The 15,856-nt window shown below is 61.8% G+C and carries 14 protein-coding genes; 10 read left to right on the forward strand and 4 right to left on the reverse strand.

Annotation, left to right across the window (positions count from 1 at the left end; translation table 11 throughout):
• The 3 genes from CSZ94_RS22105 to CSZ94_RS22115 form a co-directional block, all read right to left on the reverse strand.
• A partial coding sequence (locus tag CSZ94_RS22105) for a heme/hemin ABC transporter substrate-binding protein (RefSeq protein ID WP_102123496.1) occupies nt 1-700 on the reverse strand: 700 nt, incomplete at its 3' end.
• Entirely contained in the window at nt 688-1,794 is a 1,107-nt protein-coding gene (locus CSZ94_RS22110; protein ID WP_180977580.1) for a hemin-degrading factor, read from the reverse strand. The genes CSZ94_RS22110 and CSZ94_RS22105, both read right to left, overlap by 13 nt.
• A gap of 206 nt (nt 1,795-2,000) precedes the next feature.
• Nucleotides 2,001-2,900 carry a DMT family transporter gene (locus CSZ94_RS22115; RefSeq protein WP_102123497.1) on the reverse strand — a complete coding sequence of 300 codons (900 nt, stop codon included), beginning with the start codon at nt 2,898-2,900 and terminating at the stop codon, nt 2,001-2,003.
• A gap of 238 nt (nt 2,901-3,138) precedes the next feature.
• Here CSZ94_RS22115 and gcvA point away from each other — a divergent pair, with 238 nt between their 5' ends.
• Both gcvA and CSZ94_RS22125 read left to right on the forward strand, forming a co-directional pair.
• A complete protein-coding gene (gene gcvA / locus CSZ94_RS22120; RefSeq protein WP_102123498.1) occupies nt 3,139-4,083 on the forward strand; it encodes a transcriptional regulator GcvA in 945 nt (314 codons plus the stop codon).
• Nucleotides 4,080-4,427, forward strand: coding sequence for a hypothetical protein (locus tag CSZ94_RS22125; RefSeq protein WP_102123499.1), 348 nt, complete (start codon nt 4,080-4,082; stop codon nt 4,425-4,427). The genes gcvA and CSZ94_RS22125 overlap by 4 nt, the downstream gene beginning before the upstream one ends.
• On the opposite strand, the gene orn is transcribed toward CSZ94_RS22125, so the two are convergent.
• Nucleotides 4,422-5,006, reverse strand: a complete 585-nt coding sequence (orn, locus tag CSZ94_RS22130; protein ID WP_180977581.1) for an oligoribonuclease — start codon at nt 5,004-5,006, stop codon at nt 4,422-4,424. The genes CSZ94_RS22125 and orn overlap by 6 nt on opposite strands.
• A gap of 56 nt (nt 5,007-5,062) precedes the next feature.
• On the opposite strand from orn, the gene CSZ94_RS22135 reads away from it, so the two are divergent.
• From CSZ94_RS22135 to CSZ94_RS22170, 8 genes are all read left to right on the forward strand, one after another.
• Nucleotides 5,063-6,343 carry a M48 family metallopeptidase gene (locus CSZ94_RS22135; protein ID WP_102123501.1) on the forward strand — a complete coding sequence of 427 codons (1,281 nt, stop codon included), beginning with the start codon at nt 5,063-5,065 and terminating at the stop codon, nt 6,341-6,343.
• Nucleotides 6,340-6,705: a 4a-hydroxytetrahydrobiopterin dehydratase gene (locus tag CSZ94_RS22140; RefSeq protein WP_102123502.1), complete on the forward strand. Its 366-nt coding sequence runs from the start codon at nt 6,340-6,342 to the stop codon at nt 6,703-6,705. The genes CSZ94_RS22135 and CSZ94_RS22140 overlap by 4 nt, the downstream gene beginning before the upstream one ends.
• A complete protein-coding gene (rsgA, locus tag CSZ94_RS22145) occupies nt 6,702-7,607 on the forward strand; it encodes a ribosome small subunit-dependent GTPase A (RefSeq protein WP_035825976.1) in 906 nt (301 codons plus the stop codon). The genes CSZ94_RS22140 and rsgA overlap by 4 nt, the downstream gene beginning before the upstream one ends.
• A 266-nt stretch (nt 7,608-7,873) precedes the next feature.
• Nucleotides 7,874-8,329 carry a hypothetical protein gene (locus CSZ94_RS22150; RefSeq protein WP_102123503.1) on the forward strand — a complete coding sequence of 152 codons (456 nt, stop codon included), beginning with the start codon at nt 7,874-7,876 and terminating at the stop codon, nt 8,327-8,329.
• A 165-nt stretch (nt 8,330-8,494) separates the two neighbouring features.
• A complete protein-coding gene (locus CSZ94_RS22155; RefSeq protein ID WP_258001141.1) occupies nt 8,495-11,344 on the forward strand; it encodes an ATP-binding protein in 2,850 nt (949 codons plus the stop codon).
• A 285-nt stretch (nt 11,345-11,629) separates the two neighbouring features.
• Nucleotides 11,630-12,550 carry an ornithine carbamoyltransferase gene (gene argF, locus CSZ94_RS22160; RefSeq protein ID WP_102123505.1) on the forward strand — a complete coding sequence of 307 codons (921 nt, stop codon included), beginning with the start codon at nt 11,630-11,632 and terminating at the stop codon, nt 12,548-12,550.
• A gap of 69 nt (nt 12,551-12,619) precedes the next feature.
• Complete coding sequence (locus CSZ94_RS22165) at nt 12,620-13,855, forward strand: argininosuccinate synthase (RefSeq protein WP_102123506.1); 1,236 nt, start codon at nt 12,620-12,622, stop codon at nt 13,853-13,855.
• A gap of 186 nt (nt 13,856-14,041) precedes the next feature.
• A complete protein-coding gene (locus CSZ94_RS22170; RefSeq protein ID WP_102123507.1) occupies nt 14,042-15,853 on the forward strand; it encodes a methyl-accepting chemotaxis protein in 1,812 nt (603 codons plus the stop codon).
• The last annotated feature ends 3 nt before the right edge of the window (nt 15,854-15,856 follow it).

Here is a 15,856-nt window from a genome sequence, read left to right on the forward strand (position 1 = left end):
CACCCTGCCCGCCCATCACGTTGACGGCACCCGCATACGCGAGCATGGCGTCGGCGCCCGTCTCGCGCCCGCCCACCATCACCTGGTTGGGCGCATGGGCGAGGATGAACAGCACGCGCACGGCTGATTGTTGCGGTGATTGGCTGCGCTGGCGCACCTTGGCCAGGGCACGGTCCCACTGTTGTCGCAAAACGTGCGCCAGGCGCGCAGCCGGATTGGTCCGGCCCGTGATCTGGCCCACCTGTTTCACGCGCTCGATCAAGCCTTCGAATTTGTTATTCGCGTTCAGCACTGCCACCGGCACGCCCGCGTCGCGCACCTGGCGCAGCACCGCTTGCGGACCCGCTTCCTCGGTGGCGATCAGCTGCGTGGGCGCCAGCGACAGCACGCCCTCGGCCGACAAGGTGCGCGCGTAACCCACCTGCGCCAGCTGTTGCGCCACGGCTGGATACAGCGAGGTGGTATCGACGCCCACCAGTTCGCCCTGTGCTTCGATCGCATAGACGATTTCCGTCAACGCGCCGCCCACGCTGACGATGCGCCGCGCCTTGATCACCGGCTTGGCCGCGTCGCTGACGGCCGCCAGCACCTGCATCGGCGCGGCGAACACCTGCAGAGGCGCGGCCAGCGCCAATGCGCTGGCCCCCATTTTTTTCAGCGCGATGCGACGCGCCACGCTGGCCGCGATCATGCGGCGCATAGTTCGCCCTCCTGCAGCACGCGCTCAACGACATTGCGCCATTCGCACAGCTCATGCACGCCCGGCTTGCGTTCGCCGAAGAACATGACAATGGTGTCGCCCTTGGCGTCGAACAGTTCCACGGACGTCACCAGGCCATCGACGGTCGGCTTTTTCACCACCCAGGCGCTGGCGATATGGTCTTCGCGCAAATGCAGGTTGAAGCGCGTGTCGAGGACATTGATCCACGGCCCCATCACCGCGATCTTGTGCACGGGCCCCGAATGGATCTGGATCATGCCGGCATTGCCGACGAAGGCCATGATAGCCACCTTTTCAAGGGCGGCGCCATTGAGCAGGTCGAGCACGCAGGATTTGTCGATCTGCTGCACGAAGCGCGCCTCCGCCAGGCGCAGGCCTTGCAGGCGCGAGACCGAATATTTTTTCAACACGGTGAAAAATTCATGCGTATCGCGCAAATCGGCCCAGGCGGCGCGAAAGCCGGCCACGTCGATCTGCGCGTCGGGCAGTTCGGCCGGCGCCGCCGCTTGCGCCGTCACGGCAATGCCGGCCGCCTGGTCTGCGTCGGCAAAATGCGTCACCAGCGCGTCGTAGGCGGCAATGTCGCTGTGCGACTTGAGGAAAATCTTGTGCACGGCATGGCCGGCCGCATCGAAAAATTGCAGGCTGCGCTGCACTTCCTTCTCACCCCCTTTTTCGTTCACCTCGCGTACGGCAAAGCCATGCGCCCAGTGGCGGTAAAACACGCGCAGGTCGATGTCGCCGCCCAGCACCAGGCCCACATGATTGTTGTGGCTGGCTTTTCGATACACGCCCGTCTTTTCATGCACGCACGAGGCATTGCGCGTCAGCGCCATGACTTCGCCCAGCGGTTCCAGGGCGGCGATGATGGCGGGCCAGTCGGCCTGCAGGCGCACGGCACCCAGCAAGGCGCCATCGGCCAGCGACAGGCCCGCATGCGCAGCGATCAGCTCGCCTTCGGCTATGCCCAGTTCCTCGGCGATGTCGCGGTGGCGGGCTTTCTTCTCGCGGCGCAGGCGGGCAAATTCGCTGGCAACCAGCTCGGTATTGCAAATAGGGAAGGTGCTCGACACGGTGTCTCCTTTCAAGGCGAACACTGGCTGGCATGGGCTGGCTGGTGGTGGGGGAATCTTGACATCGATTATAAATGAGAATCATTCGCAATCAATGCTTATTTGTGTGCGCGCCTGAAAGCGGACGAAAAAAAGCGCCGCGACAGGAAACCCGTCGCGGCGCAAAGGAGACCGATCGATACAGCCGATCAGTTCGGGAAAAAAAGTCAGGCGCTCGCCTGCACGCCCGGCATGGCTATCGGCTTGGCAGTGGGCCGCTGCGCCAGCAAGACCACGGCCGCCAGCACCATGGCGCCACCGAGCAATTGCGTGCCGCTGACGGATTCTTTCAGCAAGGTCACGCCGAACGCCATCGTGATGACAGGTTCAAAGGTGGAAATGATGGAAGCCTTGGCCGCGCCGATGTGCGCCACGCCGGCAAAGAAGGCGGCAATTGCGATGGCCGTCGAGAACAGGGCGATGGCGCTGACGGCCAGCCAGCCCGTCGCCGTGCCCGGCAAGGAAATGCCTTGCCACAAAGCAATCGCAGTATTCGACAAGCCAGCCGTGCCCAAAATCACCACGCAAGCGGCCAATGGGTGAATATTCTCGCGGCTTTTCGACAGACTGTTGCCAAACAGAATGTACACGGCGTATACGCCGGCCGCCATCAATGCCAGGGCGATGCCGATGGGCTGGCCCTGCAGCTTGCCGCCCAGGGTGATGGCCATGCCGGCAATCGCCAGCGCCATCAGCACCAGCATGCGCCGGTCCAGCTTTTCCCAGCCCAGCCCCAGCGCCAGAATGGTCACCAGCACGGGATACACGTACAGCAGCATGCCGCACAAGCCACTGCTGGCATACATGAGGGCATTGAAATAGCCTTGCGACTGGGCCGTGTACATCAGCCCCATCAGCATGTAGCCGGCCAGCAGGCGGCCGCGCGGCAAGCGCCAGCCGCCCAGCCACACGAGCGGCAGCAACAGCATGGCGGCGATGACGAAACGCAAGGCCAGCATGGTCGACGGGTTGACCCCGGACGCATAGGCCGCTTTGGCAAACACTGCGGAACTACCGAAACCGGCGGCCGACAGCAACACCAGCGCAACAGCGCGGCGATCAGACATGACTAAACCTCTTCAAATAAATCGGGTAGAACGAAGAACAAGGCGGGCTGTCCGGAGCGCCTCTGCGGGCGGTCTCGTTCCTGGCTTGGGATGCTTGCGCGAATAATCCTGCATTAATCATATTGCGGGTCACTTCAGGCAGTGACGGCATCATATTCGCTTGCGCAAAATGAAACAAACCAATATTCTTCACGGATAGGCCAAATCATACTGAGGCTCAATTCTCTTGAAGAGTGTTATGTCACGTCCATTGCCACCGCTCGCCGCCCTGCACGCCTTCGAGGCGGCCGCGCGCCATGAAGGCTTCCAGCGCGCGGGCGAAGAATTGCACGTCTCGGCCGGTGCCATCGGCCACCATGTGAAACAGCTGGAAGCGTGGCTCGGTGTCGTGCTATTCCAGCGCCTGCCGCGCGGCGTGGTGCTCACCAGCGCCGGCCAGCGCTATGCGGTCTCGCTAGGGCCCATCCTTAACCAGTTGGCCGATGTGTCCGAACAGGCGCGGCGCCAGGGCGACGACAAAGTGGTGACGGTGACGGCCACCAGCTCGCTCGTCTCGCGCTGGCTGATGCCGCGCCTGGGACGCTTGCGCGACCGCTACCCGCAGATCGAACTGCGCGTGCTGGCGTCGATGCACCCGGTCGACCTGGCACGCGATGGCGTGGATGTGGCCATTCGCCTGGGACCGGGCCGCTATCCGGGCCTGAAGGTCGATTTACTCATGGAAGAGTGGTTTTCCGCCGTCTGCAGCCCCGGCTTTCGCGCCAACGCGGCCAGCCTGCGCCAGCCCGCCGACCTGCTGCGCTACCCGCTGCTGCACGACGAGCCGGAAGTGCACCTGCCCGGCGAAATCGACTGGACGCGCTGGCTGAACAGCTGCGGCGTGCATTACAGCGGCAATAGCGGCAACAGCGGCGCGCGCTTTTCGCACACGTATTTGTGCCTGGACGCGGCCGCCAGCGGCCAGGGCGTGGCGATTGCCGCCAGCCCCCTGATCGGCGACGACCTGCGCTCGGGCCGCCTGGTGCGCGTATTCGAACACGCGGTGCGCGGCCCCCACTGCTACTACCTGCTGCGCTCGCCCCAGGCGGAAACGCGTCCCCTCGTGCATGCATTCTGCGAATGGCTGATCGCCGAGGCGCGCGCCGACCAGGAAACCGTCTGGCCCACCGTGGAGACAGCATGAGTCGCCGCGAACTGGCGCGCAGCGCCAAATACCTTGTCCAGCACGAGTATGAACAGGCCAGCGTGACAGCGGCCGATGGGTGGCGGCAAGAGCTTGGCGAATTCTATGGCGACCCGGCCGTGGCCTTGATCGATATGAATGAGCAATGGTGCGCCGTGGCGGGCGAGGGATTGGTGCTGTGCCGGCTGAAGGGAAAATTTGGCCTATGCCAGGCATATTATCGCCAGCCTGGCGCAGTGCACTGGATCACGGACTTACGGCAAACGGGACCGTTTGCGCTGGAGTGGCAAGACGAGGATGGCGCATGGTCCACCCTCGCCTTTGGAACATGCGAAAAATTATAACTTGATGAAATTTTCGCGGTAGTACTTGAGCTCTTCGATCGACTCAAGGATATCGGCCATGGCCGTGTGCTTCTGGTGTTTCTTGAAACCGGTGGCGATTTCCGGCTTCCAGCGTTTACACAGCTCTTTCAATGTCGATACGTCAACATTTCGGTAGTGGAAGAACGCTTCCAGCTTCGGCATGCCGCGCACCATGAAGCGGCGGTCCTGGCCGATGGTGTTGCCGCACATGGGCGACTTGCCTGCTGGCACGTATTTCTTCAGGAAGGCGATCAGTTCCGCTTCCGCCTGCGCTTCCGTCACGCTCGACGCTTTCACCTTGTCGATCAGGCCGGAACGGCCATGCGTGCCCTTGTTCCAGGCATCCATCTTGTTCAGGGTTTCATCCGACTGGTGTATCACGAACACGGGGCCTTCGGCCAGCAAGTTCAAATGCATGTCCGTCACCACCACCGCCACTTCGATGATGCGGTCGGTATCGGGCTCCAGGCCCGTCATTTCCATGTCGACCCAGACCAGGTTCATCTCATTTGGACGTGGCAGGACGGCGGGTGCGGCTAAATCGGTCGCTTGTGACATAATTCTCTCTTGGCCTAATCAAACTAAATAATCAGCCATTTTCTCACAGGCACAGAATGTATTCACTCGCGTTTTCGATTTTGTTTGTATCCGTCCTCGTTTTGACCCTGGCCGTGCGCTTTTGGCTCGCTTCGCGGCAAATCCGCCACGTGCTGGCTCACCGCGCTGCAGTCCCGCCCGAATTCGCGGAAAAGATCCCGCTGGCGGCGCACCAGAAGGCGGCAGATTACACGGTAGCCAAAACCAAGTTCGGCTTGCTGACCCTGCTGCTCAACTATGCCGTGCTGATCGGCTTCACCCTGTTGGGCGGCTTGCAATGGCTGGCGCTGTACCTGAATGCATGGATGGGACCGGGTTCGCCCATGCTGTACCAGATCGGCCTGATCGCCGCCTTTGCCGCCATTTCCGGCTTGATCGACCTGCCTTTCGACTATTACCGCCAATTTGTGCTGGAGCAGCGCTTCGGCTTCAACACCATGGCACGCAAGCTGTTCTTCACGGACATGCTCAAGGGCGTGGGCCTGGGCGCGCTCATCGGCTTGCCGCTGATCTGGGTCGTGCTGACCCTGATGGCCAAGTCGGGCGACCTGTGGTGGTTGTACGCCTGGTTTGTCTGGAGCGGCTTCCAGTTGCTGATGATGGTGTTGTTTCCCACCGTCATCGCTCCCCTGTTCAACAAATTCACGCCGCTGGCCGATGAATCGCTGAAAAGCCGCATCGAAGGCTTGATGCAGCGCGTCGGTTTCGCCTCGAAAGGCTTGTTCGTCATGGACGGCTCGAAGCGCAGCGCCCACGGCAATGCGTATTTCTCGGGTTTTGGCGCCAACAAGCGCATCGTCTTCTTCGACACTCTGCTGTCGCGCCTGGCGCCACAGGAAATCGAAGCCGTGCTGGCGCATGAACTGGGCCATTTCAAGCTCAAGCACATCGTCAAGCGCATCGCCATGATGTTCGTCATCTCGCTGGGCTTTTTGGCCTTGCTGGGCTTCCTGAAGACGCAGCCATGGTTTTACGCAGGCCTGGGCATTGATCCCGTCACCCTGGCACTGACGGGCCAGCCGACGGATGCGCTGGCCCTGTTGCTGTTCATGCTGGCCTTGCCCGTCTTCACTTTTCTGTTGGGACCGCTGACCTCGCTCAGCTCGCGCAAGCACGAATTCGAAGCCGACGCCTTTGCCGCCACGCACACGCAGGCGGACGACCTGGTCTCGGCGCTGGTGAAAATGTATGAAGACAATGCGTCAACCCTGACGCCCGACCCGCTGCACTCGGCCTTCTACGACTCGCATCCGCCGGCCAGCGTGCGCATCCGCCACCTGAAAGGGGCTGCCACATGAATACGCCATCGACTTCGCAAGACCTGTCCCAACTGAGTTGCTCGCCACGCCAGCAGGCGCTGGGCGACACGGACATCGCCACCCTGCACGCCTTGCTGCCCCAGTGGACGCTGCAAAATGGCAAGCTGTGCCGCGACTTCGGCTTCAAGAATTACTACCAGACCCTGGCGTTCGTGAACGCCCTGGCCTATATGACCCATACGCAAGACCACCATCCGGAGCTCATCATTACTTATAAAACCTGCGCCGTGCGCTACGATACGCACTCGGTCAACCAGGGCGCCGGCGGCCTGTCCGAAAACGACTTCATCTGCGCCGCCAAGGCCGACCTCATCTACCAGAGCAGCCAGGTGGCCCCATGAGCGAAGGCAAGTTGACGGGCGTCATCATCGCCGCCCACGGCCGCCACTATCTGGCCGACGTGGACGGCGCCAAGCTGCAATGCGTGACGCGCGGCAAGAAAACCAATGTGGCCGTGGGCGACATCGTGCACCTGACGCGCACCTCCAACGACCAGGCCGTCATCGACCGCATCGAGGAACGCAAGACCCTGCTGTACCGCTCGGACCAGTACAAATCGAAATTGCTGGCCGCCAATTTGACGCAGCTGTTCATCGTCGTGGCGACGGAACCGGGCTTTGCCGACGACCTGATTTCGCGCTCGCTGGTGGCGGCCGACGCGGCCGGCATCGCGGCGCGCATCATCCTGAATAAAACGGACGTGACGGCCTCGCTGGAGCGCGCGCGCGAACGCCTGCTGCCGTATTCATCGATGGGCTATCCCGTCGATGAAGTGTCGGCACGCGCCGAACCGGAACACGCCGTGGCCACCCTGGCGCCGCTGCTGGCGGGCCAGTCGTCGATCCTGATCGGCCAGTCGGGCATGGGCAAGTCGTCGCTGATCAACCTGCTGGTACCGGACGCGGACATTGCCGTGCGCGAAATCTCCGCCGCGCTCGACACGGGCAAGCACACGACGACCTTTACGCGCCTGTACAAGCTCGACGAACTGGGCGCGAACAGTTCCATCATCGATTCACCCGGATTCCAGGAATTCGGTCTGTACCACTTGTCCGAAGGCATGCTGGAGCGGGCCTTCCGCGAATTCCAGCCCTACTTGGGCGGCTGCAAGTTTTATAACTGCCGCCACCTGATCGAGCCGCAATGCGCCATCCTGCAAGCCTTATCTGAAGGCAAGATCGCCAAGATGCGCCATACACTGTATGGCCAGTTGCTGCACGAATCGGCGCAGACCTTGTATTAAGCACGCGCCGCAACGCACATATGGCGATAAAAAATGCTTGGTGGCAAAATTTAATTTTGTCGCCAAGTTCGCTTTCCGCTTTTAATCCCAACACCTCTCATCTGCCGTTTTATGCATTTCATCGCCTAAAACCTGTCGTCCATCGCCTGCCGCTGGCGCTGGCCCGGCGCGTTTGTTAACTTGACACCAGTCCCTGCCGGAAACCTGCCAGCGACCACACGATCTAACTCCAACCCATCCTGTCATCCTGATCGAAGGTGAATGTCATGCATACCAAACGCGTCCTCCCCATTATCGCCGCCCTCTTCGCCCTTGTCGGCGGCACCGCCCAGGCCCAAACTGCCGTTGCATCGCAAACCACTGACAGTGTGCGCGTCACCTCTGGCACCTACTATCACGTCACGGCCCAGGAAGCCCTCGACATCGAGCAGCAATATCGCATGTCGAATGGACAACGACTGGAAGTCCACCAGCAGGACAAGCATTTCTTTGGCCGCCTGATCGATGACCGTGAATGGCAGGAAAAGCCCCGCGTGGAAATCTACCCCACCGGACCTGGCCAGTTCGTCAGCAAACAGGGCGCGACCTTCGTTTTCAGCAATGTGGGGGAGCGCGTGGTGATCGACGATGCCCAGTTCTTGCCCGGCTTGCGCATGCCCGCCGACATGCACAGCGCCAGCACCGTGAGCGGCAGCGCCAGCATCCGCCTGGTGTCGCGTTAAGCACCACCGGCAGGGTAAGCGCCCTGCTTTGGCGTCCGTGCGGGGCGCACAATTCTGTCCGGCACACTGAACAATTCCCCTGAATGCAGCTTACAATGCCATCACACATGGCCTGTGCGGTCGCAGGCTGGCGCCACTGTTTGCGGGGAGTATGCTTGAATGGAAATGTTCGCGCTCGAACATGAAGTAGCGCAGTGGGAAAGCGTATTGATGCCGTTGCGCGGCACCGTGCGCGTACCGTTGCTGCTGTTGCTGTCCTGGCATTTGCGCCAGCGTGATTGCATTAGAGCAATTCAGCTAAGCGAGGAAGCACACATGCTGCTGCCATTGGCTGGCCTGGAACCGGCCGCACTGGAACAGGCGCAGGCGCGCCTGCAGCTGGTACAGGCGGAAGTGGCATGGCTGCAAGGTGCGCTTGACGTGGCAGAAAGCTTGGCCATGGCGGCGCACGCCATCCTGTGTGCGCACGGTGACGGCGCCGGTTGCGCCGACGCCCACTGGCTGCTGTCCTCGATTGCCGTCGACCGCGGCGACCATGCCCGTTGCGATGGCGAACTGCTGGCCGCGGCACAGCAAGCGCACGGCGCCGGCGATGCCATGCGCGCCAGCCTGGCCAACGCGGCCACGGCGCGCTGGGCTGTGTTGCGCGATGCGCCAGCCGCCCAGACGCACTGGGGCAACCATTTCCAGGCCGACAGCGCCAGCGGCAAGCTGCCCGCGCCGCTGGCTGCCTGGGTGCATGACTTTCACGGCTTGCTGGCGCACAGTTCGCGCGACCTGGGCACGGCTGCCGGCTACTACATGCAAAGCTATGAAGCGGCGCTGGAAAGCGGCCAGCTGCGCGGCGCCATCACGGCCGCCATCAATATCGGCGACTGTTTCGCCAGCCTCAACGACAACGAATCGGCCCTCGAATGGATGCAGTGCGCGCTGGACCTGGCGCGCCCCACCGGCTGGCCGCGCAGCATCGGCGCCTGCCAGACGCATACAGCCGAAACCATGCGCAAGCTGGGACGCCTGGCCACCGCCGAAGACTTGCTGCGCGAAGCGCTGCAGATCCTGGCGCCCGTGGCGGGCGCGCGCACCTATGCCAACGCCCTGTTCCACCTGGGCGAGCTGAGCCTGGACAAGGGCGATTACGATACGGCGCTCGACGCCTTCAGCCGCCTGGCGCAGCGCGCCGAAGCGCTGGGCCAGGCCGATTTCCGCAGCATGGCGCAGCGCGGCAGCGCCCACGCGCTGTCCTACCTGGACCGCCCGGACGAGGCGCTGCAGGCGGCCCAGAGGGCGCGCCAGCTGGCCACCACGCAGGGCGACGCCATGCAGCAGGTGGCGGCGCTGCGCGTCTTGTCCATGCTGCATGCGCGCCACGAGCTGCCGCCGCCAGCAGACATGCTGGAACGCAATCCGGCCCTGCACTTCCTGCACCAGGCACTGCAGGTAGCCGCTTCCATCGAAGGCTATTCGCCACCCGGCGAACTGCTCGATGCGCTGGCGCGCGAATACGCGCATGCGGGCGACTATGCGCGCGCCTACGATATCGCCCTCGATGCGGGCGTGGCGCGCGAAAAAAGCCACACCCAGCAAGCCAGCAACCGCGCCACCGCCATGCAGGTCTACCACCAGACGGAACATGCGCGTTCGGAAGGCTATCACCACCGCGAACTGGCCGCCTCCGAAGCGCGCCGCGCCGAAATATTGCAACAGACCAGCGATACCTTGGAACGGCTGTCGGCTATCGGCCAGGAAATCACCACCCACCTCGACGCCAGCGCCGTGTTCCAGGTGCTCGACCGCCACGTCCACGCTTTACTGCCAGTCAACACCTTCGCCGTCTACATGCTCGATGCGGCGGGCACGGCGCTGCGCCGGGCGCACGGCATGGAAGCGGGCCGGCCCCTGTCCGACAACGCCATTCCCCTGAGCAATCCACGCGCTTACTCCGTGCGCTGTCTGCTAGGCCGGCGCGAAGTGTATATCGACCAGGTGCCGCCCAAGCGCCACGCCTACACCATCCCGGGCACCCTGCATAACCAGAGCGTATTGTACGTACCGCTGATGGTGGGCGAACGCGTGCTGGGTGTGATGACGGTGCAGTCTTGCCATGCCCATGCCTACGGCGAACGCGAGCGGCTCATCTTCCGCACCCTGTGCGCGTATGGCGCCATCGCGCTCGACAATGCCAGCGCCTACCGGCAATTGCAAGATGCCCAGGCGCAACTGGTGTCGCAGGAAAAACTGGCCGCCCTCGGTTCCCTGATGGCCGGCGTGGCGCATGAACTCAACACCCCCATCGGCAACAGTTTATTGATCGCCAGTACCATGCAGCAAAAGACGGACGACGTGGAGCGCCTGATGAACGGTCCCGGCCTGCGCCGCTCCGACCTGGCCGCCTACATCGACGATGCGGGCAAGGCGTCGGCGCTGGTGATGCGCGGCCTGCACAGCGCGGCCGACCTGGTCAACAGCTTCAAGCAGGTGGCCGTCGACCGCACCACCGAGCAGCGGCGCCAGTTTGACCTGCAACAAGTGAGCAATGAAATCATCGCCACCGTCATGAACCGCATCCGCAGCTCGGGCCACCGCATCGAGATGGAGATCGATTTCGGCATCGCCATGGATAGCTATCCGGGCCCGTTCGGCCAGGTGATCACCAATCTGATCAACAACGCCCTGCTGCACGCGTTTGCCCCCGCGCCCAACGATGGCGGCGCCGGCACAGGCTGCATGCGCCTGTCGGCCACGCTCGATGGCGTGCGTGTGCAAGTCGTCTTCGCCGACAATGGCGGCGGCATCGCCAAACAGCATTTGTCGCGCATCTTCGACCCCTTCTTTACTACCAAGCTGGGCCAGGGAGGCAGCGGCCTGGGTTTGTCGATCAGCTACAACATCGTCACGGCCCTGCTGGGCGGCACCATCCAGGTGGACAGCAGCCCCGCCGGCACGCGTTTCACGCTCGATTTGCCGCTGGTAGCGCCGCAGATAGATGCGGCCACCCAGGCCAACATCTATTGAGCGGCAAGCCCCTGGCTGGACGCGGCCACTTGTCTACACAAGTACCCGTCCGGCCAGTCTTTCCAATCTAAAAGCAAAACCCTTATAATTGAATAGCTGAAGTCCCTGCCATTGCATGATTTACAACTTGGCAAACCGCATCGACCCGCGCGACAAACAGGCACGGGCACCGATCAACACAGCAGCGCGCCGGGCGAGGCAGCCATCAGACGAGATGTTGTACGCTGATGCAACCCGGCGGGAAAGGCACGCCGCCGGCGGCCTGCGCATCTTCAAGTGGTCATTATGTCGACAAAAAAACCGATCAAGCACTACCTCCAGTTCTCCGATTTCACGTTGGAAGAGTATGAATATGTGATCGAACGCGCCCATCTGATCAAACGCAAGTTCAAGAACTACGAAATCTACCATCCACTGATCGACCGCACCCTGGTAATGGTCTTTGAAAAGAACTCCACCCGCACCCGATTGTCGTTCGAAGCCGGCATGCACCAGCTGGGCGGCGCCGCCATCTACCTGAACACGCGCGATTCCCAGCTGGGCCGCGGCGAGCCGGTGGAAGACGCGGGCCAGGTCATGTCGCGCATGTGCGACATCATCATGGTGCGCACGTTTGGCCAGGACATCATCGAGCGTTTCGCCGCCAATTCGCGCGTGCCGGTGATCAATGGACTGACCAATGAACACCACCCGTGCCAGGTGTTTGCCGACATCTTCACCTACATCGAACACCGCGGCTCGATCGCCGGCAAGGTCGTCGCCTGGATCGGTGACGCCAACAACATGCTGTACTCCTGGCTGCAGGCGGCCGAAGTGTTCGGTTTCCACGTCAACGTGTCGACACCGCAGGGCTACGACATTGACCTGGCGCAAGTCAAGACCGAACGCTACACCTTCTTCGCCAACCCGGCCGACGCCTGTGAGGGCGCGCACCTGGTCAACACGGACGTGTGGACCAGCATGGGCTACGAAGCGGAAAACGCGGCCCGCATTGCCGCCTTCGACGGCTGGATCGTCGATGGCGCGAAGATGGCCCGCGCCGCGCCCGACGCGCTGTTCATGCACTGCCTGCCCGCCCACCGTGGCGAGGAAGTGGCCGCCGAAGTGATCGACGGCCCGCAATCGGTGGTGTGGGACGAGGCGGAAAACCGTTTGCACGTGCAAAAAGCTTTAATCGAATACCTGTTACTCGGTAAAATCACCTAATTCGCCAGGCACTGCAACCATTCTGGCAGTATCGCAATACATACATCGACAACGACAACTGGAAGCAATATGAGCGACATTAAAAAAGTAGTCCTGGCCTATTCCGGCGGACTCGACACCTCCGTCATCCTGAAATGGCTGCAAGATAACTACCAGTGCGAAATCGTCACCTTCACGGCCGACCTGGGCCAGGGCGAAGAACTGGAACCGGCGCGCGCCAAGGCCATCAAATTCGGCATCAAGCCGGAAAACATCCATATCGAAGACGTCCGCGAAGAATTCGTGCGCGATTTCGTCTTCCCGATGTTCCGCGCCAATACCGTATATGAAGGCGAATACTTGCTGGGCACCTCGATCGCCCGTCCGCTGATCGCCAAGCGCCTGATCGAAATCGCCAACGCCACCGGCGCCGACGCCATCTCGCACGGCGCGACCGGCAAGGGCAACGACCAGGTGCGTTTCGAACTGGGCGCCTATGCGCTCAAACCTGGCGTGAAAATCATCGCCCCATGGCGCGAGTGGGATCTGCTGTCGCGCGAAAAACTGCTGAAGTACGCGCAAGACGCCGGCATCGACATCGACATGAAGCACAAGAACGGCGGCGCGCCGTACTCGATGGATGCCAACTTGCTGCACATCAGCTTTGAAGGCCGTCACCTGGAAAACCCCAGCGCCGAAGCGGAAGAAAGCATGTGGCGCTGGACCGTCAGTCCTGAAAACGCGCCGGACGAAGCCGAGTACCTGGACATCGAATACGAAAAAGGCGATATCGTCGCCATCAACGGCGTGCGCATGTCGCCTGCCACCGTGCTGGCCGAACTGAACAAAGTGGGCGGCAAGCATGGCGTGGGACGCCTGGACCTGGTGGAAAACCGCTACGTCGGCATGAAATCGCGCGGCTGCTACGAAACCCCGGGCGGCACCATCATGCTGAAAGCCCACCGCGCCATCGAATCGATCACCCTGGACCGCGAAGTGGCCCACTTGAAAGATGATTTGATGCCGCGCTACGCGTCGATGATCTACAACGGCTACTGGTGGGCGCCCGAGCGCGTCGCCCTGCAAACCCTGATCGATCATACGCAGGAAACCGTGAACGGCTGGGTACGCATCAAGCTGTACAAGGGCAATGTCATCGTCGTCTCGCGCGATTCGAAGACGGACTCGCTGTTCGACATGAACATCGCCACCTTCGACGAAGACGGCGGCGCCTACAACCAGGCCGACGCCGGCGGCTTCATCAAACTGAACGCCTTGCGCATGCGCATCGCCGCCATCGCCCGCGAAAAACGGGGCCAGAAGTAATTAGTTGCTAGGAGGCACCGCCTCCCGCATCCGCCTGAGCCGCCCCTGGGCGGCTTTTTTACGTTTGAAACGCACTGGGCCGCGATTTACCGCCCTGCACGCCCCCATATCGCCCCCATTTTGCTGTCCGCATGGCAAAATGCTACAGTGCAATTTAGTCGAAAACTTCCCGCTTCCGGAGCCACCATGTTCAAAGACCTGCGTATCAAGAATAAACTGTACCTGGGCTTCGGCTCCATCGTGGCGATTATTTTGATACTGCTGGGCATCGCCTACAGTAATTTTTCGCGCCTGTCCGACGCCAATCATCTAGACCGGCATACGACGGAAGTGCTGCTAGAGATCGACAAGATCCACAACGCCATCCTGCAAATTCAGGTGGAAGTGCGCGGCTATGTCTTGACCGGCAACGAAGTGTCGCTGACCCCGGACAGCGATGAAAAGGCGCTGCTAAGCCTGCATCTGCAAAACGCCATTGCCTTGACCAAGGACAACGCGCAACAGGTAGAGCGCTTCAGGAAGATCGAAACCCTGACGACGAACTGGGTCAAGGACTGGATCACCCCGCTGATCGCCAAGCGCCGCGCGCTGGGCAACGCCCCCGGCGCGACAGAAACGATCGCGCGCACCATGCACGCTGGCGGCTACCCTGCCGTCGCCCAGGCCAACAAGATGCTCGACGAAGTGGTGGAAGTGGAAACGAGGCTGTTGACGGAGCGCACGGCGACGTCGGCCAAGTTACAGGAAATCATGCTGCTGACCCTGGCTCTGGGTGGCGCATTGTGCGTCGTGCTGGCGCTGGCGATTTCCATCTTCCTCGGCAAAGCCATCCTCGCCCCGCTGAACAACCTGACGGACGTCGTCGGTCGCATCGCCGGCGGCGAACAGGGTGCGCGCGCTACCATCTTGTCGCGCGACGAACTGGGCAAAGTGACGCAAGAATTCAACCGCATGGCGCAAACCATCGAAGACAATCAGTCCAGCCAGATGGCGGCCACGAATACCTTGCGCGCCAAGGTCGATTCGCTGCTGGAAGTGGTGTCAAAGGCGGCCTCGGGCGACCTGACGGGCAAGGTCAGCATCACGGGCAGCGACGCCATCGGCCAGCTCGGCAATGGCCTGGCGAAGATGTTCGAAAACTTGCGCAGCCTGCTCAACAATGTGCAAAAAGCGGGCATCCAGGTGACCACGTCCGCCACGGAAATTGCCGCCTCGGCGCGCCAGCAGGAAGCCACGGGCATCGAGCAGGCGCAAACCAGCGTGGAAATTCTCAGCACCACCAAGGAAATCTCGGCCAACACGAGCCAGTTGCTGAAAACCATGGAAGACGCCACTGCCGTGGCCGACTACACGACGAATGCCACGGCCGAAGCGCAAAACAACCTCAAGCGCATGGATTCAACCATGCAGCACATGGTCTCGGCCACCGATTCCATCAATGCCAAGCTGGCCGCCCTGTCGGAAAAAGCCAGCAATATCAATAGCGTACTGATTACCATTACCAAGGTGGCCGACCAGACCAATATCCTCTCGCTGAACGCCGCCATCGAAGCGGAAAAAGCGGGCGAGGCGGGCCGCGGCTTTTCCGTGGTGGCCACGGAAATTCGCCGCCTGGCCGACCAGACCTCCGTCTCTACCTGGGATATCGAGCAAATGCTCAAGGAAATGCAGTCGGCCGTGTCCGCCAGCGTGATGGGCATGGACAAATTCTCGGAGGAAATTCGCCGCAGCGTGGGCGAAGTGCGGCAAGTGGCCGAGCAGCTGTCATCCGTGATGGACCAGGTGCAGAAACTCACGCCGCAGTTTGATGCCGTGCTGCAAGGCATGCAGTCGCAAGCGATAGGCGCGTCGCAGATTTCCGACACCATGATGCAGCTCAACGACGCCACCCAGCAAACGGTGGAATCTCTGAAGGCCACCAGCGAGGCGGTGCACCAGCTGCAATATGCGGCAGGCGACCTGCAATCGAGCGTCTCGACTTTCGCCGTCAACATCTGATCC

The sequence above is a fragment of the Janthinobacterium sp. ROICE36 genome (assembly GCF_002869965.1).
Classification (GTDB): domain Bacteria; phylum Pseudomonadota; class Gammaproteobacteria; order Burkholderiales; family Burkholderiaceae_D; genus Janthinobacterium.

What these genes read in the sequence shown, in the direction of transcription:
- CSZ94_RS22115 (WP_102123497.1), bottom strand. Translation starts at nt 2,900, where the DNA reads ATGTCTGATCGCCGCGCTGTTGCGCTGGTGTTGCTGTCGGCCGCCGGT.
- gcvA (WP_102123498.1), top strand. Translation starts at nt 3,139, where the DNA reads ATGTCACGTCCATTGCCACCGCTCGCCGCCCTGCACGCCTTCGAGGCG.
- CSZ94_RS22125 (WP_102123499.1), top strand. Translation starts at nt 4,080, where the DNA reads ATGAGTCGCCGCGAACTGGCGCGCAGCGCCAAATACCTTGTCCAGCAC.
- orn (WP_180977581.1), bottom strand. Translation starts at nt 5,006, where the DNA reads ATGTCACAAGCGACCGATTTAGCCGCACCCGCCGTCCTGCCACGTCCA.
- CSZ94_RS22135 (WP_102123501.1), top strand. Translation starts at nt 5,063, where the DNA reads ATGTATTCACTCGCGTTTTCGATTTTGTTTGTATCCGTCCTCGTTTTG.
- CSZ94_RS22140 (WP_102123502.1), top strand. Translation starts at nt 6,340, where the DNA reads ATGAATACGCCATCGACTTCGCAAGACCTGTCCCAACTGAGTTGCTCG.
- rsgA (WP_035825976.1), top strand. Translation starts at nt 6,702, where the DNA reads ATGAGCGAAGGCAAGTTGACGGGCGTCATCATCGCCGCCCACGGCCGC.
- CSZ94_RS22150 (WP_102123503.1), top strand. Translation starts at nt 7,874, where the DNA reads ATGCATACCAAACGCGTCCTCCCCATTATCGCCGCCCTCTTCGCCCTT.
- CSZ94_RS22155 (WP_258001141.1), top strand. Translation starts at nt 8,495, where the DNA reads ATGTTCGCGCTCGAACATGAAGTAGCGCAGTGGGAAAGCGTATTGATG.
- argF (WP_102123505.1), top strand. Translation starts at nt 11,630, where the DNA reads ATGTCGACAAAAAAACCGATCAAGCACTACCTCCAGTTCTCCGATTTC.
- CSZ94_RS22165 (WP_102123506.1), top strand. Translation starts at nt 12,620, where the DNA reads ATGAGCGACATTAAAAAAGTAGTCCTGGCCTATTCCGGCGGACTCGAC.
- CSZ94_RS22170 (WP_102123507.1), top strand. Translation starts at nt 14,042, where the DNA reads ATGTTCAAAGACCTGCGTATCAAGAATAAACTGTACCTGGGCTTCGGC.